The 25144-nt window shown below is 60.9% G+C and carries 26 protein-coding genes; 6 read left to right on the top strand and 20 right to left on the bottom strand.

The window, feature by feature from the left end; translation table 11 throughout:
* Positions 1 to 20 precede the first annotated feature (20 nt).
* Genes IFT66_RS17990 through arsK form a run of 3 tightly spaced genes read left to right on the top strand, consistent with a single transcriptional unit; the run spans position 21 to position 2324 of the window.
* Positions 21 to 353, top strand: a complete 333-nt coding sequence (locus tag IFT66_RS17990) for a metalloregulator ArsR/SmtB family transcription factor (RefSeq protein WP_192078420.1) — start codon at positions 21 to 23, stop codon at positions 351 to 353.
* A gap of 46 nt (positions 354 to 399) precedes the next feature.
* On the top strand, positions 400 to 1107 hold the full coding sequence (gene arsH / locus IFT66_RS17985; RefSeq protein WP_192078419.1) for an arsenical resistance protein ArsH: 708 nt from the start codon (positions 400 to 402) through the stop codon (positions 1105 to 1107).
* Positions 1104 to 2324, top strand: a complete 1221-nt coding sequence (arsK, locus tag IFT66_RS17980; protein ID WP_192078418.1) for an arsenite efflux MFS transporter ArsK — start codon at positions 1104 to 1106, stop codon at positions 2322 to 2324. Before arsH ends, arsK begins: the two co-directional genes overlap by 4 nt.
* Positions 2325 to 2370: 46 nt before the next feature.
* Here the strand turns inward: arsK and arsB are convergent, their stop codons facing one another.
* The 17 genes from arsB to IFT66_RS17895 all read right to left on the bottom strand — a co-directional run bounded on the left by arsB (position 2371) and on the right by IFT66_RS17895 (position 18197).
* On the bottom strand, positions 2371 to 3441 hold the full coding sequence (gene arsB, locus IFT66_RS17975) for an ACR3 family arsenite efflux transporter (RefSeq protein ID WP_062459837.1): 1071 nt from the start codon (positions 3439 to 3441) through the stop codon (positions 2371 to 2373).
* A gap of 84 nt (positions 3442 to 3525) precedes the next feature.
* Positions 3526 to 3960 (bottom strand): arsenate reductase (glutaredoxin), encoded by a 435-nt coding sequence (gene arsC, locus IFT66_RS17970; protein WP_192078417.1) that lies wholly within the window; start codon positions 3958 to 3960, stop codon positions 3526 to 3528.
* Complete coding sequence (locus IFT66_RS17965) at positions 3957 to 4484, bottom strand: arsenate reductase ArsC (RefSeq protein WP_192078416.1); 528 nt, start codon at positions 4482 to 4484, stop codon at positions 3957 to 3959. Before IFT66_RS17965 ends, arsC begins: the two co-directional genes overlap by 4 nt.
* On the bottom strand, positions 4481 to 4834 hold the full coding sequence (locus tag IFT66_RS17960; protein ID WP_092662990.1) for an ArsR/SmtB family transcription factor: 354 nt from the start codon (positions 4832 to 4834) through the stop codon (positions 4481 to 4483). The genes IFT66_RS17965 and IFT66_RS17960 overlap by 4 nt, the downstream gene beginning before the upstream one ends.
* A 97-nt stretch (positions 4835 to 4931) precedes the next feature.
* Positions 4932 to 7433 carry an ATP-binding cassette domain-containing protein gene (locus tag IFT66_RS17955; protein ID WP_192078415.1) on the bottom strand — a complete coding sequence of 834 codons (2502 nt, stop codon included), beginning with the start codon at positions 7431 to 7433 and terminating at the stop codon, positions 4932 to 4934.
* 72 nt (positions 7434 to 7505) lie between these two features.
* The gene (locus IFT66_RS17950) at positions 7506 to 8573 is read right to left on the bottom strand and encodes a substrate-binding domain-containing protein (RefSeq protein WP_062459847.1); all 1068 of its coding nucleotides are present in this window, start codon (positions 8571 to 8573) and stop codon (positions 7506 to 7508) included.
* A 23-nt stretch (positions 8574 to 8596) separates the two neighbouring features.
* Complete coding sequence (locus IFT66_RS17945) at positions 8597 to 9592, bottom strand: ABC transporter permease (RefSeq protein ID WP_199864870.1); 996 nt, start codon at positions 9590 to 9592, stop codon at positions 8597 to 8599.
* Complete coding sequence (locus IFT66_RS17940) at positions 9589 to 9825, bottom strand: hypothetical protein (protein WP_062459851.1); 237 nt, start codon at positions 9823 to 9825, stop codon at positions 9589 to 9591. The genes IFT66_RS17945 and IFT66_RS17940 overlap by 4 nt, the downstream gene beginning before the upstream one ends.
* 276 nt (positions 9826 to 10101) lie before the next feature.
* Positions 10102 to 11163 (bottom strand): ketopantoate reductase family protein, encoded by a 1062-nt coding sequence (locus tag IFT66_RS17935; RefSeq protein WP_192078414.1) that lies wholly within the window; start codon positions 11161 to 11163, stop codon positions 10102 to 10104.
* Positions 11164 to 11236: 73 nt separating this feature from the next.
* Positions 11237 to 11536: a Dabb family protein gene (locus IFT66_RS17930; protein WP_113165358.1), complete on the bottom strand. Its 300-nt coding sequence runs from the start codon at positions 11534 to 11536 to the stop codon at positions 11237 to 11239.
* A gap of 143 nt (positions 11537 to 11679) precedes the next feature.
* Complete coding sequence (locus IFT66_RS17925) at positions 11680 to 12738, bottom strand: iron-containing alcohol dehydrogenase (protein WP_192078413.1); 1059 nt, start codon at positions 12736 to 12738, stop codon at positions 11680 to 11682.
* Positions 12739 to 12747: 9 nt separating this feature from the next.
* On the bottom strand, positions 12748 to 13605 hold the full coding sequence (locus tag IFT66_RS17920) for an intradiol ring-cleavage dioxygenase (protein ID WP_192078412.1): 858 nt from the start codon (positions 13603 to 13605) through the stop codon (positions 12748 to 12750).
* A 38-nt stretch (positions 13606 to 13643) separates the two neighbouring features.
* Positions 13644 to 14702, bottom strand: a complete 1059-nt coding sequence (locus IFT66_RS17915; protein ID WP_192078411.1) for an SDR family oxidoreductase — start codon at positions 14700 to 14702, stop codon at positions 13644 to 13646.
* Between the two features lie 4 nt (positions 14703 to 14706).
* A complete protein-coding gene (locus IFT66_RS17910) occupies positions 14707 to 15690 on the bottom strand; it encodes a zinc-dependent alcohol dehydrogenase (RefSeq protein ID WP_192078410.1) in 984 nt (327 codons plus the stop codon).
* A 22-nt stretch (positions 15691 to 15712) separates the two neighbouring features.
* A complete protein-coding gene (locus IFT66_RS17905) occupies positions 15713 to 16726 on the bottom strand; it encodes a Gfo/Idh/MocA family protein (protein ID WP_192078409.1) in 1014 nt (337 codons plus the stop codon).
* A complete protein-coding gene (locus IFT66_RS17900; protein WP_192078408.1) occupies positions 16723 to 17007 on the bottom strand; it encodes a YciI family protein in 285 nt (94 codons plus the stop codon). The genes IFT66_RS17905 and IFT66_RS17900 overlap by 4 nt, the downstream gene beginning before the upstream one ends.
* A gap of 116 nt (positions 17008 to 17123) precedes the next feature.
* Complete coding sequence (locus IFT66_RS17895; RefSeq protein WP_062459869.1) at positions 17124 to 18197, bottom strand: 2,3-butanediol dehydrogenase; 1074 nt, start codon at positions 18195 to 18197, stop codon at positions 17124 to 17126.
* A gap of 504 nt (positions 18198 to 18701) precedes the next feature.
* On the opposite strand from IFT66_RS17895, the gene IFT66_RS17890 reads away from it, so the two are divergent.
* Positions 18702 to 19604: an NAD(P)-dependent oxidoreductase gene (locus tag IFT66_RS17890; RefSeq protein ID WP_062459871.1), complete on the top strand. Its 903-nt coding sequence runs from the start codon at positions 18702 to 18704 to the stop codon at positions 19602 to 19604.
* A 94-nt stretch (positions 19605 to 19698) separates the two neighbouring features.
* Positions 19699 to 21417, top strand: a complete 1719-nt coding sequence (locus IFT66_RS23585; protein ID WP_062577913.1) for an extracellular solute-binding protein — start codon at positions 19699 to 19701, stop codon at positions 21415 to 21417.
* Between the two features lie 113 nt (positions 21418 to 21530).
* On the opposite strand, the gene IFT66_RS17880 is transcribed toward IFT66_RS23585, so the two are convergent.
* Both IFT66_RS17880 and IFT66_RS17875 read right to left on the bottom strand, forming a co-directional pair.
* Complete coding sequence (locus IFT66_RS17880; RefSeq protein WP_062577910.1) at positions 21531 to 21959, bottom strand: DUF3429 domain-containing protein; 429 nt, start codon at positions 21957 to 21959, stop codon at positions 21531 to 21533.
* Entirely contained in the window at positions 21956 to 22951 is a 996-nt protein-coding gene (locus IFT66_RS17875) for an NAD(P)/FAD-dependent oxidoreductase (RefSeq protein WP_192078407.1), read from the bottom strand. The genes IFT66_RS17880 and IFT66_RS17875 overlap by 4 nt, the downstream gene beginning before the upstream one ends.
* A 278-nt stretch (positions 22952 to 23229) precedes the next feature.
* Here IFT66_RS17875 and IFT66_RS17870 point away from each other — a divergent pair, with 278 nt between their 5' ends.
* Entirely contained in the window at positions 23230 to 23577 is a 348-nt protein-coding gene (locus IFT66_RS17870) for a DCC1-like thiol-disulfide oxidoreductase family protein (RefSeq protein ID WP_192078406.1), read from the top strand.
* A 126-nt stretch (positions 23578 to 23703) separates the two neighbouring features.
* Here IFT66_RS17870 and IFT66_RS17865 read toward each other — a convergent pair whose 3' ends face one another.
* Positions 23704 to 25086 (bottom strand): GntP family permease, encoded by a 1383-nt coding sequence (locus tag IFT66_RS17865; RefSeq protein WP_192078405.1) that lies wholly within the window; start codon positions 25084 to 25086, stop codon positions 23704 to 23706.
* Between the last annotated feature and the right edge of the window lie 58 nt (positions 25087 to 25144).

Below are 25144 nucleotides of genomic sequence, written 5' to 3'. Positions count from 1 at the left end.
ATTGGACAAGGAATGAACTGGTGAACGAGCGACAGGTCCTTGATGCGTTCGGCGCACTGTCACAGCAGACCCGACTGCAGGTCATTCGCAAGCTCGTCGTCGCCGGCCACGGCGGACTGGCGGCGGGTATGATTGCCGAAGCTGTGAACGTGTCGCCTTCCAACATTTCCTTTCATCTCAAAGAACTGGAACATGCGGGCCTGATCAGCGCTCAGCGGGAGTCACGCTCCATCGTCTACAGCGCGAATTTCGAGACCCTCAACGGCCTCGCCCATTTCCTGATGGAGAACTGTTGTTCGGGCCAATCCGACGCCGGTTGCGGGCCTACAGAACTCGCCGGGTCTGGGTCATAGCAGACTCAAATGCGAACGTTTCAATCTCATCCGATGGAGTATCCAAATGGCTGATCTGCCAGCCGCCTCGCTTGATCTCATTCCCCAGGCCGACCTTGAGGCACTTCGACCACCCTATTCGCAGCACAAGCCGCGGATCCTGATCCTCTATGGATCGCTGCGGAAGATTTCGTTCAGCCGTCTTTTGGCGGAAGAGGCAGCACGGCTCCTCGAGCACCTTGGATGCGAGGTGAAGATCTTCAATCCCGAAGGTCTGCCCCTTCCAGATGGCGCACCGGATACGGATCCGAAGGTTCAGGAATTGCGCGCGCTTTCTCTCTGGTCGGAAGGCCATGTCTGGGTCAGCCCCGAGCGGCACGGTGCGATGACCGGCATTATCAAAGCGCAGATCGACTGGATCCCCCTCACGACCGGTTCGGTGCGACCGACGCAGGGCAAGACGCTCGCCGTCATGCAGGTCTCCGGTGGCTCGCAGTCCTTCAACGCGGTCAATCAGTTGCGCACTCTCGGTCGCTGGATGCGGATGATCACCATTCCGAACCAGTCGTCGGTTGCCAAGGCATGGCAGGAGTTCGACACGGATGGCCGCATGAAACCCTCGGCCTACTATGATCGCGTCGTCGATGTCTGCGAGGAACTGGTCAAATTCACACTGCTGACCCGCGATGCGTCCGACTACCTCACAGACCGCTATAGCGAGAGGAAGGAAGAGGCCGCAAAGCTCGAACAGCGCGTGGATCTGAAGTCGATATGAGCGAGCGGCCGCCGATCGGCACTATCCTTGCCCTGGGCCTCACCCAGATCATCGGCTATGGAACTCTCTATTACAGCTTCAGCATTCTTGCACCCGATATGGCGCGAGACCTGAACTGGTCGACGGAGTGGATATTTGCCGCACTTTCGGCGGCACTTCTTCTGGGCGGCTTGACCGGTCCCTGGCTCGGCCGGGCCATTGATCATTTTGGCGCAGGACGGGTGATGACGGCCGGATCCGCGATTGCCGCGGCAGCGCTGGTCGCTTGTGCCTATGCGCCGGGCAAGAGCGGCTTCGTCGCCGCTTTGATCGTGATCGAGATCGCCGCCAATCTCGTACAATATGGCGCGGCCTTTGCGCTGCTGGTGCAGGCAAGCCCCCGCACCGCCCAGCGCAGCATCACCTATCTGACCCTCATCGCCGGCTTCGCCTCGACGATCTTCTGGCCCATCACAACGGCTCTGCACGCCCATCTGTCCTGGCAGAATGTCTACCTGGTGTTTGCCGGGCTCAATCTGCTCGTCTGCCTGCCTCTGCACGCCTGGCTGTCCTACGGCCTTGCCCAGGGGAAGTCGCAGAAACAGAACGGCACGGCGCAAGTCGTCGAAGGGTGCCTCAGCCCGGACGTCCGGCAGTTCGGGTTCAAGCTGATGGTGGTGGGGTTCTCTTTGCAATCTCTCGTCAGTGCGGCGATCCTGGTGCATATGGTGCCGCTGCTGTCGGGTCTTGGCCTTGGGGCCACGGCCGCCATTGTCGGCACGCTGTTTGGTCCGTCACAAGTGCTGAGCCGGTTTGCCAATATGATGCTCGGCGGCAATCTGCCGCCGCTGGCTTTGGCAACGATTGCCGCCACGTTGATCCCTGGGGGTGTATTGATCCTCACCCTTACCGCTCCGTCGGTGGCAGGCGCCATGGCGTTTGCCGTTGTCTTCGGTTTGGGCAACGGTCTTTTCAGCATCGTCACCGGCACCCTGCCGCTGATGCTGTTTGGCAGCGCTGGCTACGGCAGGCTGCAGGGCAAGGTCATGGCCGCACGATTGATCCTGTCCGCGACCGCACCGTTTGCGCTGGCGTTTGCCATGGCCCATATCGGTACGCTGTGGTCACTGACCATCACAACAGCGCTCGGGGCCTGTGCGATTGTCGCCTTCGTCGGGATTGCGCGACTGGAGCGCCGCCACAAGTCTGGCGATCATCTCGCGAGCCGTCCGGCCTGAACCAGTACGCTGGGATCCGTGCGTCCTTGGGTGCCCGCTGGGAGCGCTACACGGCCGGGCTTCCTGCCGATTTGGCAAAATATCTGCGGCCCATCCACAGTGCCATCTGTACCAAAAGGATCAGCACAGGAACCTCGACGAGCGGGCCGATGACGGCCGCAAATGCGACCGGGGACGCCAGGCCGAACGCGGCAATGGCAACCGCGATGGCCAGCTCGAAGTTGTTGCCGGCCGCAGTAAAGGCAACCGCTGTCGTGCGCGGATAATCTGTCCCCACCGACCTCGCCATCCAGAAACTGACAAGAAACATGATGAGAAAGTAGATCGTCAGCGGAATGGCGATCATCACCACATCGCCCGGCAGGCGGACCACGTCTCCGCCCTTCAGGCTGAACATGGCGACGATCGTGAACAGAAGGGCGGCCAGAGTCATCGGGCTGATCTTCGGGAGGAAGACATTCTCGTACCAGTCCCTGCCCTTGCTCGCGGTCAGCAAGCGGCGCGACAGATATCCCGCGAGGAACGGAATACCGAGATAGATCAACACCGCTTCCGCAATCGTCCAGAACGAGACGTCAATCACACTGCCTTCAAGACCAAACAGCGGAGGCATGACGGACAGGAAGAACCACGCATAGACGCTGAAAAACAGGATCTGGAAAATCGAATTGAAGGCAACGAGACCCGCGACATACTGGTTGTCGCCCCGGGCAAGCTGGTTCCAGACGAGAACCATTGCAATGCAGCGGGCAAGACCGATCAGGATGAGGCCGGTCATGTATTCCGGATAGTCCCGCAGGAAGATCACCGCCAGCGCGAACATCAGCACCGGACCGATAATCCAGTTCTGCAGGAGAGAGATCGCCAGAACCCGCTTGTCGGCAAACACCTGCGGCAGTTCCTCGAAGCGCACTTTCGCCAGAGGCGGATACATCATCAGGATGAGGCCGATGGCAATCGGAATATTGGTGGTGCCGATGGACAGGCTGTCGAGCGCTGCGGGCAGGCCGGTAAAGACAGTTCCGAGCAGCACACCCAGTGCCATGGCGGCAAAAATCCAGACGGTCAGATAGCGGTCGAGGAACGACAGACGCAGTGTTGGTTCTTCGGGACGCATTTGCGGCCTCCTTGGCAGATAGACATCGTCCGCAGCCTTGCCATGAAGACTGGGGCCGCACGGGTTCGGCTTGAATGGCGTGCGTCAGACGACGCGACGGCCGGTCTGGTCGACGACGACTTCGCCGTCTTCCTTGGCAAACGCAGCCTGCTGGCCAGCTGGGAGAATATCCAACACCGCTTCCGATGGTCGGCACAGCCTGACACCGGCAGGCGTGACGACGATCGGGCGGTTGATCAGGATGGGATGGTCCATCATGGCATCGACCAGTTGCTCATCGGACAAGGAAGGGTCGCCCAAACCGAGTTCGAAAAATGGCGTTCCCTTTTCGCGAAGAAGATCGCGCGCGGAAATTCCCATCCGGTCGATCAACTGCTTAAGCAGCGCGCGCGCTGGCGGGGTTTTGAGATACTCGACCACATGGGGTTCGATGCCGGCGTTGCGGATCATCGCAAGCGTGTTGCGCGAGGTCCCGCAGTCCGGGTTGTGGTAGATGACGATATCGATGGGGTAAGTCATGCGACGTCAGGCCTTTTGTTTGTCGATCCTTCAAGCTGACCGATTTCCTGAAGCTTGGCGGTCAAGCTTATCCTTTCGAGGCTTTCCAAAGGCAGCGCGGCGAAAGCTGCGATACGCAGCTTCATGTAGCGAAGCGCTCTGGTGAAGGCGATGCGCTTTTCCGCCTCGGTACCCTCCACTGCAGCAGGATCCTCGATACCCCAATGGGCGGTCATTGGTTTTCCCGGCCAGACCGGGCAGGATTCGCCAGCAGCGTTGTCGCAGACCGTAAAGATAAAATCGAATTGCGGAGCCTCGGCACCCGCAAACTCGTCCCAACTTTTTGACCGAAGTCCCTCCGTGGGAAACTTTTGGCCAACAAGCACATCGAGCGCCATTGGGTTGACGTTGCCTTTAGGCTGGCTTCCCGCCGAGTAGGCATTGAATTTCCCAGCGCCAATTTTTCGCAGAACACTTTCCGCGAGGATCGATCTCGCAGAGTTGCCGGTGCACAGAAACAGGACGTTGAATGTCTTGTCGGTCATGAGAGCGCCTTTTCCGGAGGGCAGCACGGGGTGAGTTCCGCAATCAGCGGCGCGCAGAGCTCTGCGTTTCCGCCACAGCAGTCCTTGAGAAGGAAGAGCACCAGTTCCCGTAACGTCTCCATCTCCACACGGTAGGTAACGACGCGGCTTTGGCGCTGCGAAGAAACAAGACCCGCGCGTGACAAGATGTTGAGATGCGCAGACATCGTGTTTTGCGGCACCGCGAGCGCGCGCGCTATGTCACCTGCGGGCAGTCCATCCGGTTCATGCCTGACAAGCAGGCGAAAAGCTTCGAGCCGGGTTGGCTGAGCAAGCGCCGCAAGGGCGAGAATAGCGACTTCTGATTCCATATATCCAGAATACTGGATTTATGGAATCAGTCAAGATGCGTGTCCCGGGTCGTCTTCTTACGCTCGACGGCAGGTACACGTGTTCAGAACCATGAGGTCAGTGCGATTTCCGCCGGCCAGCGCTTGCGTAGATCAGCGCTGCCACCACCACCAGCAATCCCTGGAAGAGATACTGGTAGGTCTGGGTCAGCCCCAGGAATGTCACCGCGTTCAGCACTTCGGTCAGAAGCACGGCTCCGAGAAGGGTTCCGATGAAGGTTCCCCGCCCGCCCGAAAGGCTCGTTCCGCCCAGAACGACTGCGGTGATGCTGGCCAGCGTGTAGTTCACGCCCTGGCGCGGGTCACCGACACCGATCTGCGTCATCAGCATGATGGCACCGACAGCGGTCAGCAGCGAACAGGCGATATAGCCGCCGATGAAGGTGAGTTCGACAGGAATGCCGGCCCGGCGCGCAGATTGTTCGTCGGATCCGACCGCCCGCAAACGCCAGCCTGCACGTGTCCGGCGCAACAGCGTTTCGGCGCCGACCGCTGCAACAACCAGTACCAGAAAGGCGACCGGGAAAGGACCCAATTGCCAGTTGACCCAGTCGGTGACCGTCGCGCTGATATAGCCATCCGGATTGTCACGCAGCAGGAAGCTGCAGCCCTGGATCGCGATATACATGGCGAGCGTCGCGGCAATCGGGGTGAAATTCGCAAATCGGATCAGCACACCGTTGATAGCCCCGGTCACAAAGGCGCCGGCAAACATCAGGAGGAAGCCGACCGCCATCATCGCAGTGGAATTGTCGTCGGTAATGAAAAATGACGCGACCACGACCAGAAATCCGGCGAGCGGACCGACCGAAAGATCGATCCCGCCCATCAGCAGCGCCACGGTCTGGCCCATGGCAATAAAGCCGAGCGCGGTCGCCAGAAGCAGGATGTTGTAGATGTTGTAGACGGAGAAGAAGTTCTCGTTCTGGCCATAGACATAGAGCCCGAGAAGCACGGTCACGATGGCAAGCGGGACCGCTGGAGCATTGTCCGACCGCAGAAGGTCGCGCCATCGGCTGCCGGTACTCGGCTGTGCCACCGTCGAACTGCTGTCGCCATGCGTCTCCGCTCCAACGGCCGCAGTGACTATTCGTTCTTCGGTGACGTCGTCACCTTCGAGGATCTCGACCACATGCCCGCGCGACAGCACGACGACCTTGTCGCACAGCCCTTCGAGCTCCACGGCATCGGACGAGTTCACCACAACCGGCGTTCCCGCCTCGGAGACTTCGCGCAGGATGCGATAGATTTCGAACCGGGCGCCGACATCCACCCCTTGCGTCGGTTCGTCCGCAATGATCAATCCCGGCTCGGACAAAAGCGCGCGCGCCATGACCACTTTTTGCTGGTTGCCGCCCGACAGGGCAAAGATCGGCGCTTCCATACCCGGCGTCTTCACCGCCAGTTCGCTGAAGATCGCGCCGACCTGCGCCAGTTCCTTCTTGCGGCTCATCACGCCACCGACGGCGAACTTCTCAAGCGCGGAATAGGTTGCGTTTTCCCGAACGGTCAAACTGCCGGCGACACCTTCGACGTGGCGATCCGACGGCATGAAGGCCGCCTCATGGAGGAGTTCCGGTTGGGCGAGTGCGCGCCCGCGTAAGACGATCTGCCCCTCGGCAGGCCTCAGCCCTGCAAGAACCCGCATCAGTTCCGGCTGACCGTTGCCGGCGACACCGGCGATCCCCACGATCTGCCCGCGCGGTACGTCGAAGCTGATATTCTTCAGGTCCCTGTTGGTGATGCCCACCACGGACAGACCGGTCTCCGTATCGGCCGATGACGCTTTCGGCGGGAATGCCGATTCCAGAGTACGCCCGACGATAAGCCCGACCAGATCGGCATCGCTGATCTCGCCGATGACGGCGGAGCCGCGCACGCGACCATCCCGAAGCACGGTGACCCGATCGGCAATCTGGCGAAGTTCGGCCAGGCGGTGGGTGATGTAGATGACCGATGTGCCAGCGGCCGCCACCTCGCGGATGCGGGCAAACAGCATGTCGGTCGAATCCTGGTCGAGCGAGGCGGTGGGTTCGTCCAGGATCAGCACCTTCGGCTCGAGCGCCAGCGCCTTGGCGATCTCAAGCAAATGCTTCTGCGCAACCGTCAGACCGTCGGCGCGCATGCCAAGAGGGAGATGCAGGCCGACCTTGGCAAGCACGCGCCGGCCCACATCGTCGGGCTTTGCGCCCGCAAACACCGAGGCTGGCAAGGCCACGCGCAGGTTTTCCAGGATCGACAGATCGTCCAGAATGGCAGGATGCTGGAAGCAGATGCCAATCCCGTGGGACTTGGCGATTTCCGGGGTCATTTGCTGTACGGCGCGGCCTTCGAAGTGAATCTCTCCCTCGGTCGGCTGCAGCGTTCCGGAAATGATGTTCATCAGGGTCGATTTGCCGGCGCCGTTCTCGCCGAGAAGGGCATGCACTTCGCCGGCCCGGAATTCCACGCTGACATCGGCCAGTGCCGCGACAACCGAGAAATATTTCGAGATGCCCGAAAGGCGGATCACCACATCCCGAGCGTCCAGCGCCACGTCTTGACTGTTTCGTGCCAACATTATTTGCAATCCGTCCTGGTGACAGAGCCCCGGAAGGTAAACCCTCCGGGGTCAGCGATGCGTAAGTTTCAGTTACTGGCCGACGGCCTTTGCCTGGTCTTCCGGCTTCAGCGCCGAGGACATGTAGATGGCGCCCGGCAGATCCTTGCGGCACTGAACGGCATTGGGCTTGCCCGATACGGAATCCTCATAAGCAGGCGCCTCGAAGATCTGCTCCTTCGGCTTTTCGCCGCCGGTTGCAAGCGCGACGGCCCACTGCACGGCCAACCGGACATTGTCGTTACCGGTGGCGACGGTGAACAGCTTGAAGTCCGGGTTGCTGGCGTGATTGTCCTGCCAGAAGCAGCCGAGCGAGTTGCCGTCCGACGTGGCAAGCGCCGGGATGGACTTGCCCTGCTTGGTGAAGGCCGGCAGAGCACCGACCAGCGACGGGCCGAAATCGGACACGATGACGTCGATCTTGGCGTTCTTGGCGATTTCGGCGGTCAGCACCTTTTGCGTCAGCGCCGGATCCCAGTTGGTGACGGCAAAGGGCGCCTGATTGACGAAGACATACTCAGGCCCGAGCACGCTCTTCAGGCCTTTCAGCTCATCCAGGCCCTGGCTGTTGCCGGCAGGTCCGCTGAGGAACAGGACATTGCCACCCTTGGGAAGCACACCCTTGATCCACTTGCCCCAAGTGACGCCGTCGTTTTCGAAGGACGAGCCGATGAACTTCGAATAATTCATGCCTTCCTTGCCGCCAACAGCGACGCGGTAGGGCACAATGATCTTTCCGGCCTTGAAGACGCTGGTGATGGCCGGCAGCATGGCCGGGCCGGCGTCGCCAAAGACGACCAGTGCATCGACGCCCTTGGCGGCCATACCCTTGATGTCGGAGATTGCCTTCTGGGTGTCGCCCTGGCCGTCGGCATACTCATACTTGGTGATACTGGGGCACAGTTCGACGGTCTGCTTGCCGGATGCCGTCGTCACCTGACGCCAGCTGTTGCCGCCGTAACCGTCAAGAAGGGCAAGCGTCGCCTTCTTGGGCCCGCACCAGGACGGTGTCTCCGCCTTTGCCAGACCCGCACCTCCCAGTGCGATGACCGCAGTCGCAACCGAGACTGCCAGGCCCTTCTTCAAATTTGCATAGTTCATGTCTGCTCCTCCACTTGTTATTGTTAGGTTGTTTTTCTGACTTTCCCGCTCCACCGGAGCGAGTAGACGCCGATGCCGAAACCGAGGGCCAAGGCCTGGATGATGGTTTGCGCTGAATAGGGCACACCGACCGACAGCGCGAACTGGCTCAGCTGGTTGAGGAAGAAGGCCGCCAGCACCGTCGAGATGGGAAATCCGCGCCCGCCGAGCAGCGACGTGCCTCCCAACACGACGACGGCAACCGACGGCAGCAGCAAGCTATCGCCTTGGAAGGCCGTGGGTTCGCGGGTGATGCCGGCAATCAGGACGCCGGCCAGGCAATAGAACAGCTGGGCATAGACATACGCCATCATCTGATAGGAGCGCACGCGCAGGCCTGCGGCCTCTCCGGCAGCAGGGCTTGCGCCGATCGCCTCGAACCGGCGGCCGCCCACGGTCTTTTTCAGCATGAAGGAGACCAGCGCGGTGGCGCCGAAGGCGAAGTAGACGGCATTGGCCAGGCCGAAGGTTTCGCCGCCGGCAATATTGGCGAGCAGGCCCGTCGTAACAGACGGCACCCCGCCCGACATGGCAAAGACGGTCGCATAAAGCAGTGCGTTGGTGCCAATCGTCGCAATGATCGAGTTCAGGCGGAAGATGCTGACGAGCGCGCCATTGAGAAAGCCGATCGTCAGATTGAAGGCCAGCGCCAAGAGCACCGCCTGATACAGCAATCCGTCATTCTGCTGCGGGTAATGGGTCGAGACCACGACGGCGAGAGAGACGGCACCGGGAAGCGAGAGGTCAAAGCCGCCCTGCTGGACCACCAGCAACTGGCCAAGGCCGACGATGGCAATGATCGCCGCAAACGGAAGACTGCCTGACAGGGCACCCCAAGATACGCTTGAGGGCGCAAAGACTAGGCAGGCGATCAGAAGGACCATGGTTGAGAAGACCACGGTCACGAAACTCCGCGTCAGCTTCATCCGGCCTGGGGCATAGCTGTCCGCCCGTGTGGGGATTGTCGAGACTGCACTCACCGGTCGGCTCCTTTTGATGATCGCACCTCACCCGAGGCGATGGCCGGGCGGCGCAAGCCGATCTCTTCGGCGGCGCTGGACGCCGCCTTGAAGTCTGCAAAGAGACACGTCGGTTTGTCAGCAAAATCAGGCATCGCGTCCTCCTCCCAGAGCCGGTTATGGTTCATACCTGGAGGAAGCAATCTGCTGGACAGATCCTTGGCATCGTCGGCCTCAGCCTCAAGCTTCGGCAAGCCTGTAGCTGGCTCCGAACCGCTGCGCGGTCAGAACTTCACAAGGCACGATGATTTGCGGATTGCCCAAATTCTTGCTCCTCCAAGAATTTGTCACTCTGACCGGTCAGCGTCTCTTGCTAAAACAAGTACGCAATCCGGCGCTTCAAATACGTCAGGAAATTCTCTCCTCCGAACTCCTTCCGATCAACTGTATGTATTTTGAAGACTACGAAAACCCTGAAAATATCCGCTTTGGATAAGTGTATTCGAGACGGGAAACATATCAGTGCGCCCTCAGCCCGCCGGGATGCTGGCCGCATAGGTTTCGATCAGCAAAGCGGCGTTTTCTGGCTTCGCCTCAAGCGTGTTCGCCTCGATCTCATAGGCCAGGTCTACGACCCGCTGATTGATCGGGGCCGTCCGGCCATGCGCTTTCAGCGTGTCGATGACCCAGCCGTTGACCTCCTGGATCTCGGCCCGCCGGCCCTTCCGCCAGTCCTGCAGCGAGGTCGTGAGCGTATCGGCTTGCGAGAAGACGGTGAGCACCTCCTCGAAGATCTGGTCGACGTAGCGCTCCGGATGGTTTGTGGTGACCGGTGGCATGCCGATGATCGGGACGATCTTTGCGCCATCGGCAATCGCCGCCTGCATGGCCTCATAGCCGGCCGCCCGCATCACCTCTAGCATTCCCGTGCTGCGGGCTGCATCGCCGAGCGGCAGGTTGACGATGGCAGACGGAATAAGTTCGGCGGCGTTGACGACGAGCTTCATCCATTTGGCGGAGCGGATATCATCCGTCACCTCGACGGTCCCGGTGCAGCGCAGCAGGTCGGCCACCGACTCCACCCTCTCCTGGGTCTGCGGGTCTAGGGCGCCGAGCGCAAACCAGGAGGTATCGTGGTCGTTCTGCCGGTTGGTGACGCCGGGTACGAACATGTTGGAAGCGATTTCGATGACGGCGCCAATAGTACGCTCCCGCCCGACGATGGCCGCAATATCCTCGTGGGTCATGCCGTTTTGGAGGCCGATCACAAGGCCGTCCTTGGCCAGCACCGGCTCGATCAGCTGGGTCGCCCATTTCGTGTCGTAGGCTTTGACCACCAGGAAGACGAGATCGAACGGCTCCTTGATCTCCGCGACTTCGCAGAGATGCAAGGCCTTGACCCTGGCGTTGATCGTCCGGCTCGGCAGATTGACGGTGATGCCATTCGCACGGATCGCGTTCACATGGTCGGGCCATTGCTCGATGAAGGTCACGTCATGACCGGCGAGAACGAAGTCCGCCCCGATCGAAGCGCCCTGAGCGCCGGTTCCGAGAAAAGCAATTCTCGGCGTCTTGCTGGAATGGGAGGTCATGCGATGGTCTCCTAGAAGGGCATGAAGGGGGGGGCCGCGCAGCGCTTATCGCGCGGTCAGGCGACACGTGTGGTCAGCAGATATAATCGACCTGATGGCGGGCGATCCGGATGCCCTCGAGCTCGGCCCGCACCTTCGCGTGCGCCGGATGGTCCGCGTAAAGTTTGAGAGCGGCTTCGTCGTCGAACTCGGAGTAGAGAACTACGTCGCAGGCATAGGAGATGCGGCTGATGTCCAACCCCACCTCAATCGTACTCAAACCGGGGATCTGTCCTTTGAGGCCTTCGAATTTGGTCTTGATCAGACGCGCAGAGGCGAGTTTTTCCTCGGGCGTCTCGCCGCGCACGTTCCACATGACGATGTGCCTGATCATGGCTTGTCTTTTCGCTCGGATGAGCCGTCGTCCACGACGTGGGCCGCGCCCAGTTCACGAAGCCAATCCGATATCACCTGCCAGTATTCACTAAGCCACTTGCTCATCGCTACCCCCTCCCAAGGGCCGTTCATCATAAGACGTTATTCTGGTCGCTGGCCCTCGTAAGCCCCGGCCAGGAGCTGGCGCAAACCATCCTTTTCCAGCACTCGCGGGTTCCAATAGGCGTTGGCCATGGCCTGCTCGACGGCAGGATCGATGCCGTCGTCCGGCATGCCCATAGTTTTAAGAGCCATCGAAGCCCCCAGTCCTTGAGCCAAATCAAACAGCCCCGTTGCCGCATCCTTTGCACCGAGCGCCTGCGCAATACGCGCCATGGCTTCCGGCGCGGCCGGTGCGTTATAAGCGACCGCATGCGGCAGAAGGGCCGTATGCATGGGTGCGTGCGGCAGGTTGAACATGCCGCCGAGCGTGTGGCAAAGCTTGTGGTGCAGCGCCATGCCGACGGACCCAAGGCATACGCCGCAGAGCCAGGCGCCATAGAGCGCGTCCGCCCTGGCGTCCGGATCATTCGGTCGACGGGCAATGATGGGAAGCGCGCGGGCAATCGCGGCAATCCCCTGCTCCGCCATCAGCGAAACAATCGGGTTGGCCTCGCGGGCATAAAGCGCTTCCACCGCGTGGGCGATCGCGTTGATGCCGCTCGTGACCGACATGGCAACCGGAAGGGTCAGAGTGAGGTCGACGTCGTAGACGATCACCTCGGGCAGGATGCGCGGATCGGATTTCGTGACCTTTCGTCCGTTCTCGGTCTCACCCAGAATGGGCGTCGCCTCCGAGCCCGCATAGGTCGTTGGCACCACGATCTGCGGCAGGTCGGTGCGAAATGCGATGGCTTTGCCAAGGCCTGTCGTCGAGCCGCCACCGATCGACAGCACGGCATCGGCGGAGAGGCTCTCGACCGTTAGCATCGCATCCTGCGTCACCTCGACGGGCGTGTGCATCAGCGCGTTCGAATACATCCCGGCAAAACGGGAGCCTAGAACCTCTGCGATCCCTTGCGCCTGTTCCGCCTGCTCCGGCGTCGAAAGGACCAGGATGCGCCGGACGTCCAGCCTGTCGGCTTCGTCACCCAGGCGCGATACCGTGCCGCTTCCGAAAATGACGCGGGCCGGATTTCCATTATAGACGAAATTATCCACGCCTTGCTCCTATCTAGACTGTTGCGGAGGGACGAGGATGAAATCGAACTCCGAACGCCACAGCGTCTCGCCATCTTCCATACGGTCGAACGGTGCCACAAGGGTCGACTTGACGCCAAACACCGCGTCGGACTCGAGATACGCATCACCGCCGACAAACGTATGCGTCACCAGTTTCTGGTAGCCTTCGGCACGCACCATGTAATGCATATGCGCTGGGCGATAAGGATGCCGTCCCAGATGCGCCAGCATCTCCCCCACAGGGCCGTCGTCGGGAATGGGGTAGGACACCGGCTTGATGCCAATGAAGCTGTAATGTCCATCGGCCCCGGTGACGAACACGCCGCGATTGTTCCATTTCGGCTGAATGTCGGGCTGCTGGACGTCATAGTAGCCGTCGGCATTGTCGGACCACACGTCGATCCGCGCCCCCTCGATCGGCTTGCCCTCGAGATCGAGCACACGGCCGAGGAACAGGCAGCTCTCGCCCTTACCGTCCAGACAGATCTGCGCGCCCATCTCCCTCACCGGGGCGCCTTCGACATGGAACGGCCCAAATACGGTGTTTTCCGTTGCACCCTCGGGCCGACGGTTGTTGATCGCATCCACCAGCATCGACAGACCGAGCGTATCGGACAGAAGAATGAACTCCTGCCGCTCCTGCGTGCAGATCTGGCCGGTGCGGGTGAGAAACCCGATCGCCGTCTCCCACTCGTCCTGCGTCAGCTGGACCTCCCGGGCAAAGTCATGCAGATGCTTCACAAGGCTCGCCATCACTTGCGCAAGACGCGGATCAACGTCAGCGCCCATGCGCGCATTGACGGTGTCGACCGAGTTCGTCTCCGTAAAGTAACCGATGTCCGCCATGGCCTGTCGATCTCCTTGCTGGTCGCGTGGTCCTGTCATCACGGAATGATCCGGTCGGCGCGCAGGCGATCGAAGGCGTCCGTGAAGGATTCCGTCGTGTCCTGGTAGGCAAGGAAACCGGCCTTGCGGCTGCGGGCCATGTCGTTGAACGTCTCCACCTGCCGGCCAAGGTCGGCGTCCGTGTGCCAGAAAGAGGCGACGCGCGAGAGCGCATTTTCCTTGAGGCCGTGCTTCTTCACGAGCGCGTCCCAGATGGGTGCGGCGTCGGCCATCTTCGTCTCGAGCGGCTGCGGAAAGCCCGGATAGTCCGCGGCTTCGATGCCGAAATAGGCGGCGATCCGCGGCCAGAGCCATTTCCAGCGAAACACGTCACCATTGACCACATTGAATGCCGTGTCGGCAGCTGCTGGCGTCGTTGCGGCCCAGCACAGGTGATTTGCGAGGATGCGGGCATCCGTCACGTCGGTTGCCGCCTGCCATTGCTCGGCGGATCCGGGAAACACGAGGGGCATCCCGGTTTCCTTGCAGAGAGAGGCATAGACGCCAAGCGTGGCCGCCATGTTCATCGTGTTTCCGACCGCATAGCCGATCAGGGTGTGCGGCCGATGCACCGACCAGGTGAACCCTTCGCGGGCTGCCGCCGCAAAGACCTCGTCTTCCTGCACATAGTAGAAGTTCTGGTTGGGAAGGCGCTCCTGCTCTTCGCGGAACGGCGTCTGCGGCGCGACTTTCGCATAGTTCTCGAAAGGCCCAAGATAATGCTTGGTGCCGGTAACGAGGGCGACATGGTTCACACCTCGGCCACGCAGGGCATCGAGAACGTTGCGGACGATCGCACCATTCACCTTGCAGTTCTCGTATTCCGTCTCCTGCCGCGACCAGGCGGTGATGAAGACATGGGTAGGCCGGATACCCTCGAGGGCGGCAGCGACGGAGGCAGCGTCGGTGAGGTCGCAGGACAGGGTCCGGACGGCGGCAATCGGGCTTTGCGACCGGGACAGACCGGAAATCTCCCAGCCGCCTTGGGCCAGCAGGTATTCGGCAAGATTGCTGCCGGCAATGCCGGTCGCACCGACAATGAGAGCGTGATGTGTCATGTTCTCATCCATTCAAAAGAGTGATCTTGATGCTCTTGGTCGCGTCCTTGCCAAAGTTGAAGGCTTGCACCGCATCGGTCAGAGCATAGTCATGGGTCTGGATCGGCGAGAGGTCGATGCCCGTTCGCTCCAGGAAGCGGATCGCGGCCGGCCAGACGCCGGGCGAGCCGATACAGCCCCGGACCGTCAGATTCTTCATCTGGATCTGGCCGATGACAACAGGGACTTTGCGGCCGATGTTGATGCCGACCATCGACATGCGCCCGTCTTCTTTTGCGTAGTCGAACGCCGCCGCAAGCGAGGCATCATGTCCGGAGGCTTCGACCACCAGATCAGCGCCATGACCACCGGTCATCTCTCGGATCCGATCTGCCGCGCCGCCATCGGATGGATCGATCGCAGCGTCTGCGCCGAGTTTCAGCGCCACATCGCGACGGGTTGCGAGCGGATCGACCACGATGACGCGCGCACCCATGCCAATCGCAGCAGCCGCCGAGACCAAACCGATCGTTCCGCCACCGGAGACGACGACGGTCTCGCTGGCATTGGTGCCACCGGAGCGCAGAACGGCGTAAAAGCCGCAGGTGAACGGTTCGATCAGCGCCGCCTTCTTGTCATCGACCGCGTCCGGCAGCTTGTGCAGCCATTCCGGATTGACGGCGAAGAACTCGCGGTCGGCGCCGCTCATCGAAAAGCCGAAATGGTGGAGGCGCTCGGGCGTGCGCACCACGCATTCGCCCACCACCCGGTCTCCGACCTTGAAGCCCGTGACATTGCGGCCGACCTCGACGATCTCACCACTCCACTCGTGGCCGGGCGTCACCGGATAGGAAATCGGGATGATGTAGCGACCGGCCAGAAGTTCGTAATCCGAATGACAGATGCCGACGGCACAGGTTCGGACGAGGACCTCGTTGGCAGAGATTTCCGGCATGGCCAGATCGGCAATGACAGGCTTGTCCGGTGCTTCGAATACCAAGGCTTTCATGATGCTCCTCCCAAAGCCAATCTCAAAGATGCTCGACTGAGCCCGAGCGGGCAGACCGGATGATCGCTTCGAGCAGAGCGATATTGTCGATCATCTCCTCGCCGCTGATCGGATAGGTTTCCTTGCCGCGGACGGCACGCGCAAAAGCCCGCAGATTGTCCCGGACCGGCTCGGCCGGTGCCACTTCGCGAACCGTGATCGGCTGGCCCTTCCAGCCCTCGGTGACGATCCAGCCATCCGGCGATTCCACATGCGCCTTGTCGCGCACCTCGATCCAGCCGAGCGTGCCGAACACCGCAAACCGCGAAATGAACGGCGTTGCAAGCGTGGCCGACACATAGGCCGACCCGCCGGCCTTGAAGCGGATATGGGCGCTCATCGTGTCGCCCTGCGGAATCTCTGATGCGAGGTTCTCGCAGATGACCCGAACGTCCGCAGCAGGGCCCATCAGCTTGACCGAAAGGTCCGTCAGATGGATGCCGGTGGCCGTCATCCCGCCGGCCGGCGCCTGTTCGGCATTCAGCCGCCAGTTGGATGGGTCGAGCCCCAGAAACTTGTCATGGCTGAAATTGGCTTCGATCTGCAGCAGGCGACCGAGCCGACCGCCCGAGGCCGCATCGAGAATCTCGGCGATCGGCGGCTCGAAGCGGCGCTCATGACCCATGCCAAGCACGAGACCGGCATTTTGGCAGAGGGTAACCGATGCTTCGGCGTTTGCCCTGGTCATGGCCAGCGGCTTTTCGCAGAACACATGCTTGCCGGCGGCAACCGCTTGCGCGATCTGGCTCTGGTGCAGCGAATGTGGCGTTGCCAAAATCACGGCCTCGACCTCGAAATCGGCAAGCGCCTCGCCGAGTTCGGAAGAGAAACGCATGCCCCGTTCCGCGGCAAAGCCCTGCTCTGCCGGGTTGGGGTCGACGCCATGCACGAAGTGCATTTCAGCACATCCCGCATTGACCAGCGTCGCCATTTTCTTGCCCCACCAGCCAAGGCCGACAATGGCCGCCTGGACGGGTTTTCCCTCGTAGCCGCTCATCGGTTGTCCACCCGCTTGGCAAAGGGATGGATGTTTACCGACGCCCAGACGCCGGCAGCATTGAACGGATCTGCCTGGTTGAAGGCCACCACCTCGTCCTTCGTTTCGGCCTCGAGCAGGAACAGCGAGCCGATCATCGTCTCGTTGTCGTCGGCGAGAAGAGGACCGGAGATTACGGTCTTTGTCTTGGCAGATGCCAGATAGGCCTTATGGGCATCGTAATGGGCGAGGCGCTTGTCAACGGCGCCGGGATGGTCGAGGCAATGAACGATGTAATGCATGATAACCCTCTTGGATCAGGCTGTTTCAAGTGCTGCAGACCGCCCGCAAATCACCTTTGGTCGGACGGATCTGCGTGGCGGCCGCGCTTGTCACGGTCCGCGGCAAGCGCAGGGTGTCAGCCCTGCATGTTGACCAGAATCTTCATGTGTGACGCATTGGGATCGAGCAGAGCCTCGAAACCCTTCTCGACCACATCCTCCGGCGAGATCTGCGCGGTCACAATCTGCTCAACCGGAAAGATGCCGGCGCCGATCATCTGGGCTATGCGTGGCCAGATCGTCACCGGATAGCACCACGTCGCCTCCACTGTGATGTCCTTCAAGGCCCAGAGCATGGCGTCGATCGAGGCAGGTTTGACATGCAGGCCGACCTGGACGACCGTGCCTCGGCGCTTGACGGCCTTGACGCAGAGATTGAGAGAGGCTTCCGCGCCGACACATTCGAGCGCCACATCGACGCCGACGCCGTCTTCGGTATGCTGTCGGAAAAGGCTTTCCGTATCCGTTTCGCGCGGGTCGAAGACGATCGCCTCCGGGACCAGCTTCTGAGCCAGCGCGCGGCGGTTTGGATTGAGTTCGGAAACGAAGATCGTCGTCGCACCGGCTGCGCGGGTCGCCAGAAGGACCAGAGCTCCGATCGGCCCGACACCGGACACGAGGACCGTGCTTCCGGCCTCGACACCGCCGCGATCGACGCCATAGAGCGCGACCGCCGCCGGTTCGATCATGGCCGCCTGAACGTCGCTGACGCTGTCAGGGACCGGAAAGACGTTGTAGCTGTTGACGACAGCGCGCTCGCCCATGCCGCCCCAGTCCCAGGACAGGCCGACGCAGGCCATTTTCTCGCTGAGATGATACTGACCGCGGCGCCCGTAGTAGTCGTCGCGTGGGGAGATGAGCGGCTGCACCGACACGCGGGTTCCGGGCGAAACATGCGTGACGTTGCGCCCGACTTCGAGGACGCGCGCCGAGAATTCGTGGCCTAGAATCTGTGGCAGTGTTGCGCCCGAATAGACATGAGGCGTGCTCGGCGTGACGATCGGTCCGGCAATGTATTCATGCAGGTCGGTCCCGCAAATGCCACAGACCAGCGGCTCGATCAGCACCATGTCGTCCCCGAGCGGACCCGAAGGCGCCGGGACATCCTCCACCCGGATGTCTTTCTGTGTGTAGTAGCGAACGGCTTTCATCTGACTGTCCTTCCCGAAATAACTGCATCTGCCTGCGCTGCCAGCCGCGCCCCGCCAATCTCCGATGTCACGAGGCGACATGGCGGCAGTGGCCTCACCAACGCATTGCCGAGGTTTGCTAGCGGCGAATATCCAAATTTCTGAAATGATCGTCTTGCATGGCGGATCCTCCTCCGATCCTCGACATATCCTGCGAAACACACGGCACAGGGGAACGACGCTCGACAGCGCGCACCATGATCCTTGTTGTCAGCTAAGTTCCTCCCACGGAACGCTGAACGGTCCGACTTCAGGCTAGTAGATAACGGAACCTGTCACAGCCCTCCTTTTGTCCAGAATGGATATTTTGCAGAGAGCATTCGGTAAGCTGTCGCCCTAGTGTTTTGGAGGGAGGAAATGTCTGGTCCGCGCTGTTCGATGCGCGCGCTGGGCGTATGGATCCCCAGGCGATGGCCAGATCGGTGGTCCGTCACAGCCTGTTGTCGATTGGGACGGGAGGACGCAATGAACGAAGAAATTTCAGTCGGCTGGGCTGGCATAGGCAAGATGGGCGCTCCGATGAGCCGCCGGGTACTGGAAGCCGGTTACCGGCTTCACGTCTATGAACCCTTGCCCGAAAATCGGGCGACGATCGTTGCGGAAGGCGCCAATGTCGCCCACACGCTTGAGGATCTGGCCGCGAAATCCGACGTCGTGATCCTGACTATTCCCAACGACGCCGTTTTGCGCGACCTCATCTTCGGCAAGGGCGGCCTTGCGAGCGTCATGAAAACCGGCCAGACGCTGGTGGAAATGAGCACTGTGTCGCCCGCGATCTCCGCCGAAGTGAATGAAGCCATGAGCGCATGCGGCGTCCATTACCTGCGCGCACCGGTCTCGGGCAGCACGGCGACCGCGTCTGCGGGAACCCTTTCGGTCATGGCGTCAGGTCCGGAAGACGCCTACAAGCGCCTCGATCCTATCTTTGGTTGCTTTGCCTCGCGTCGCTTCTATGTCGGCCAGGCCGAGGAGGCCCGCTATCTGAAGCTCGTCCTCAACGCCTTGGTGGGCGCCACATCGGCGCTGCTGGGCGAAGCGCTGACGCTCGGCCTCAAGGGAAACCTCTCGGTTGAGACCATGCTCAATGTCATTTGCGAAAGTGCAGTTGCGTCGCCTTTGATCGCCTATAAGCGTGACCTTCTGGTCCAGCGCAATTTCGATCCGGCATTTTCGGTGTCGCAGATGATGAAGGACTTCGACCTGATCCTCGACGCGGCCCGGGCAGACCATATCCCGATGTACATGGCATCGATGATCCGTCAGCAATACGAGACCGCCTTTACGGAAGGGCTGGCTGAAAAGGACTTCTTTGTGCTGTTCGAGCAGTCCGAACGCCGCGCGGGTCTGCTGCCGCCAGCGGAAAAATAATCACCACATTCGCGTCAGCACCTGGAGCGCCTAGCCAAGAGGCGCTGCAATGGCTACGAACATCGTCTAGTGACGCGACGGACGGGGGGCCGACGTGAACGACTACGAAATGCTGCGGGTGATTGAGTTCCTGGACAAGACCCGGCGGCCCTTCGGCGACGTGATCGGCGGATTCGACGAAGACCCCGGCTGGAAAATCGTGGTCTTTCTCATCAAGGCCCATATCCACAGCCAGACTGTCGCCATCTCAACGCTCGGCCAGGAATCCGGCCTGCCCTACGCAACTTCCATGCGGCTGATCAATCGCATGGTGGACAGTGGCTACATTTTGAAAGTCCCCAAGGGGCCCGGCGCCAAGACCTTTTCCCTGCAACCGAGCGAAAAGCTCCTGCAGTCCTTCCAGGCTTATGCCGGAAAGACGAAGTCCCTGCTTGCCCAGACGCTCGGCCTGCGCGGCGGCGAGCAGGAGGAAGACTATTACTTTGGCGGGACCCCGTTGGGATCGCAGATCATCCCGCCCATGCGACTGGTGCAGAAGCGGGTCGAGTCGCATATCGAACTGCGCTTCCTCCTCAACGACGACAACTACTTTTCGTCCATGCGCAACATGTGGGCCGACTTCCGCAACAACCTCGCATCGAAGAAGAACTTCGACCTTCTGCCACTGCCAGATCTCTATCGCCGCATCCTGGACAATCGCAACAAACCGGTCTCTGACTACGATGTTCTCGCCATCAACATGCCCTGGCTTGGCGAGTTTGCCGAAAAGGACATCATCCGCCCCTTCGATGCCCTCATTCAGAAAACCGGTATCAACCCGCTCGACTTCCATCCTTCCATCTGGTCGACGGCCCGTTGGGATGGCCAGGACTATGGCGTTCCGGGCTACTGCACGATCGAGATCCTCGCCGCCCGGCGGGACCTGTTTGCCGATGCCGGGCTGGATTTCCCGCGAAAGTTCGAGGACGTGCTTGCCGCAGGCCGGCATTTCCACGCCCCGCAGCACGGCATGTATGGCGCAGTCTGGGACGGTGCCCGCGGCATGCCGATCGCGTCGAGCTTCATGTTCTTTCTCGGCGCTTGCGGCCAGCCGACCATTTCACTGCGCAAGTCCCGGGCGGGCTTTACGCTGGAGGGTGTGAACCTCGAAGAACTGCACTGTACCATCCAGTCGGATGCCGCCCTCTCCGCGCTGGACTTCATGCGCCGCCTGATCGAGATCTCGCCGCCGGGCATTCTCAACATGGCGTGGGACAAGACGCTTGACGTGTTCATGAAGGGAAAGGCCAGTCTCGGCTATTTCTGGACGATGCGCGCGGCAAGGTTCGAGTACGACGTTCAGTCCGTGGTCAAGCGGCGGGTCGAGTACCTGCCACAGCCCTCCGGGCCTGGCGGCACCCGCGCTTCGCCGATCGGCGGTTTCCTTTTCTGCATTCCGTCCAATCTGCCCGAAGCCCGGGTGGAACTCGCCGCAGACGCAATCGCCTGGATGGCGTCGCGCGAGGCCATGAAGGCCCATGTCAAGAACGGCTTTCCGATCGCCCCGCGCTTCTCGGTGAGTGCGGACCCGGAGGCGGCTGCGAGTTCGCCGATCGTGCGTTTTGTCGATCAGCTCGCGAAGAAAAACCTGCTGCACACCTGGCAGCGACCCAATATTCCGCAATATTCAGCGATCGAACGAATCCTTGGCGAGGAAGTGCATGACGCATTGTCGGGGGCAAAGTCAGACAGGACAGCATTGGCGGATGCGGCCGATCGGATCAACCGGGAGCTTAAAGCCTCAGGGAAACGACGCACCGGGCCTGCGAGCTAGAAAAGGACGGAAGCAGTCTTGAGACGGCCACCGGCAGTGTGCCATCGAGATATTTGGGGCGTCGCCAACCTATTGAGTTGATGACGCTTGAGAGCGCAGTTTCATCCACCCGTTCAAAAGACGTAGCGGAAAAGCATGACGCCATAGGCAAGCGCGACAAGCGCAGTCACCCGAATGCGCAGTTTCCAATACCACTGCCGTGAAGGATCCGTAGAAAGGGTCCTGTGGTCGGCGATCAGCAGAAGGGCAAACAGCAACACCTGTACCAGCAGGGCTATCGGCAAAGGACTGGCAACCAGTGTCGCAAAGGCAATGAGAGCCAGCACGTTACTGGCGACAATGATCACCAGGTCGCCCCTGCCGGTTTGAGCGCTTCCCCAGAGGGCTCCGGCCATAAAGGATGCGATGACTGCCCCGTAGGACAGGAATGCGGGTGCCGTTTCAAAACCGAGAACGGTCGAGGGGGCAAATGCCAGCAGCCAGAACGGCAGGGCCCCGCAATAGGTCAGAAGCGTGGAGATGGTCCGCGGGGTTATTGTCATGGCGCTACCTTTACGATCTGTTTGAGCGCATCGCCAAGGGCCGCGGCGCTGAGGAACGCTGCCTCGACCCGCCCTGCGATGCACCAGTCTCCGCAAGCCGCCAATTGGGACACATCATCGAGAAGGAAAGCCTGTCCGGCCGGCCGATCGACATTGGCATAGCGCCAACGACGGATGGTTGCAGCCTCAGCCTCACTCGGGGAGATCGGAATATAGCGCTGGAGCGCCTCCAGCATCGTCCGACGAACGTCTTCCAGTGGCTCCTCCAGATGATCGTCCGACCACTTGGCCGTCGCGTTCACCACTAGACAGGGCTCGTCAGGCCGTTCCGGCTTGGAATTGTTGCGGGAGATCCAGCCGATGACCGAATCATCGACACGGGCGGCAGCAAAGGGAAGCTTTGCATCCTCGGTCTGGCGGATCATCAGCGTGAAGCAGGCATTCATCCGGGTTTTTGCCAGCGCCCCGTGATGCGTAAACTCGTCAGGAAGAAGCAATGCCGACTGCGGGGCTGGCGCCGCTAAAACCAGCCAGTCGAACGGGCCCTCGCGGCGATCGCCGATTTTCAAGAACCACTTACCCGCCGTGCCGCTGATCGCCTCCACAGGCGCGTCGGTCTGGATATCAAGGCCTGCCGCCATCGCTTTCGCAAGCGCGTTCATCGAAGGGCTCCCGACATAACGCGTGGTGTCGCCCCCCGACAAAGCCGCGAGATTGCCGTCGGGCAGCGTTGCAAGCGCACCGGTCCAGGGCTCAATCACTCTGTCGGCCTGCGCCGTCTCCAGCGCTGCACGGAAACGTCCGTCCCTGATGGTGAAATACTGCGCTCCATGATCAAAAGTCACGGCATCGGTTCGCCGTGTCGCCATCCGTCCGCCGACGCCTCTGCTTTTCTCGAAAATCCTGACATCGGCACAGTCGGCCATGGCTCTGGCCAGAGTCAGGCCGGCGATCCCTGCACCGACGATGCCCAGTCGTATTCGTCTTGCCATGTCTGTCGATCTCCGGCGGTGGCTGAGGCCATCAATGCCCCATAGGTTCCGCCGCCGCAAGCCGATCAGGCTGCGTCTCTGGTTTCCATCTTGGATGCGGCCTTGGTTGAATACGTGGGCGCTCGTGGGCGCAAGGTGCCCTATATCGGGGATAGAGGGCACCGATCCAGCAGGTAGGCTGTGATGTAACCTATGCTTGCGGAACATCTGTGCAGATGGGATGGTTTGGAATTCTTCGCACTCGAGGTATTAGCCATGCTCATCAACACTGCGACGTCATGATGGGGCAAGTCACGGTCTGGTTTGACAGCGGCTGTCCGCTTTGCCGGCGCGAGATCGCGATGATCCGGAGGCTGGACCGCCGCAATGCAATCCGCTTCATCGACGCCTGCGATCCCATGGCATCGTGTCCTGTCGATCGTGTGGAGATCCTGTCGCGGTTTCATGCCGAAGAAGGGGGCAAGCTTTTGTCGGGGGCGGCAGCCTTTGCCGCCATGTGGCGGGCGATACCCCTTTTGCGCCCGCTCGGTCTCATCGCAGGCTGGCCTCCCGCCACGCCATTGTTCGAGATGGCCTATCGGGGGTTCCTGCGACTGAGGCCGTCTCTGCAGAAGTTTTTCCGGTAATGGATACCGCGGTCACGGCGCTGTCTGAACGCGGCTTGCTGCCGACCGTCTCGAAATTTGCCGATTAGCGCGGGGGAAGCCAGGCACGCCTTCATCAAGAGCGTGCCTGGCTATGAAACCGGGTTGTTAGGCCAGCCAGAAGATGATCCCGGAAAGCGCAAAGCCAACGAGGCCCACCAAGGTCTGCATCGCGGTCCAGGTCTTGAACGTGGTCTTGATGTCCATGTTGAAGAAGCGACCGACCAGCCAAAAGCCGGAATCATTGACGTGCGACAGCATGACAGAACCGGATGCGACCGCGATGACGATCGCTGACAGCTGAATACCCTGATAACCGGCAGCCTGCACCGCAGGCTGCACCAAGCCAGCAGCCGTGATGAGTGCAACCGTCGCGGAGCCCTGTGCAACGCGCAGCGCTGTCGAGATCAGGAAGCCTGCCACCAGTATGGGCATACCGATATCGGCAAGCACATCCGACAAAGCATTGCCGATCCCAGAGGCACGCAGAACGCCGCCAAACATGCCGCCCGCGCCGGTGATCAGGATAACAGAGCAGACAGGTCCAAGAGCAGAGTCAACGATGCGCTCCACCTTGATCGGATCGCGACCGCGCATTGGCCCAAGAACGTAGCCGGCGACGAGAACCGAAATCAGAAGTGCGATTGGAGTAGAGCCTACGGTGCGGGCAAGCTGGAACCAGCTGGCATCCTTGCTGACCCATTCCTGTGCGCGCGCGAAGTCGAGGCCGGTATTCATGAAGATGAGAACGAGCGGCAAAAGAAGAAGTGCAACGACGAGGCCAGGGCTCGGCAGGGAGATTCTATCGTCGTCGGAGGATTGCTCATCAGTGACGTTGTCGGGCACCGGCAGGTAGATGCGTTTGCCGATCCAGCTTCCGAAAAAATGGCCCGCAACGACCCAGGTCGGGATGGCGACCAACAGACCGACGATGATCAGGAGTCCGACGTCAGCGCCCAGCAGTTCGGCTGCGGCGACGGGCCCGGGATGCGGCGGCACGAAAACGTGCATGCACGAGAACGCGGTCGCGACCGGGATGCCGTAGAGAAGAAGGCTTCCGCCAAGGCGACGCCCTACCGTGAACATCACCGGAAGCATGACGACGAGGCCTGCATCGAAGAAGATCGGGAAGCCGAAGAACAGCGACGCGATGCCCAACGCCAGCGGTGCACGTTTTTCGCCAAATCGGCGGACGAGGTCATCCGCAAGAGCCTGCGCACCACCCGATACTTCCAGCAAGCGACCCAGCATGGCGCCAAGGCCGACAAGCAAAGCAACGCCCCCGAGGGTCGAGCCAAATGCGGACGTGAGGGTGGTGAGGATATTCCCTGCCGGAATTCCCGTCACGAGCGCGGTCAGGAAACTGACGAGAATGAGCGAGACAAAAGCGTGGATGCGAAACTGGATGATAAGAACCAGCAGCAGCGCAACGGCGCCAGCCGCAATGGATATGAGCGTACCCGCTCCCAGGGTCTGTTCGAACTCCGGCAAAATTATACTCCTACAGGGCTTAGCGGTTGTGTCTGCGCGATGTACGGAGGTATCGCCC

It is taken from the genome of Rhizobium sp. CFBP 13726 (assembly GCF_014841925.1).
In the GTDB taxonomy this organism is placed as follows: Bacteria; Pseudomonadota; Alphaproteobacteria; order Rhizobiales; family Rhizobiaceae; genus Neorhizobium; species Neorhizobium soli.
Note: the sequence above shows the minus strand (reverse complement) of the source record. Positions and strands in the feature narration are given on the sequence as shown.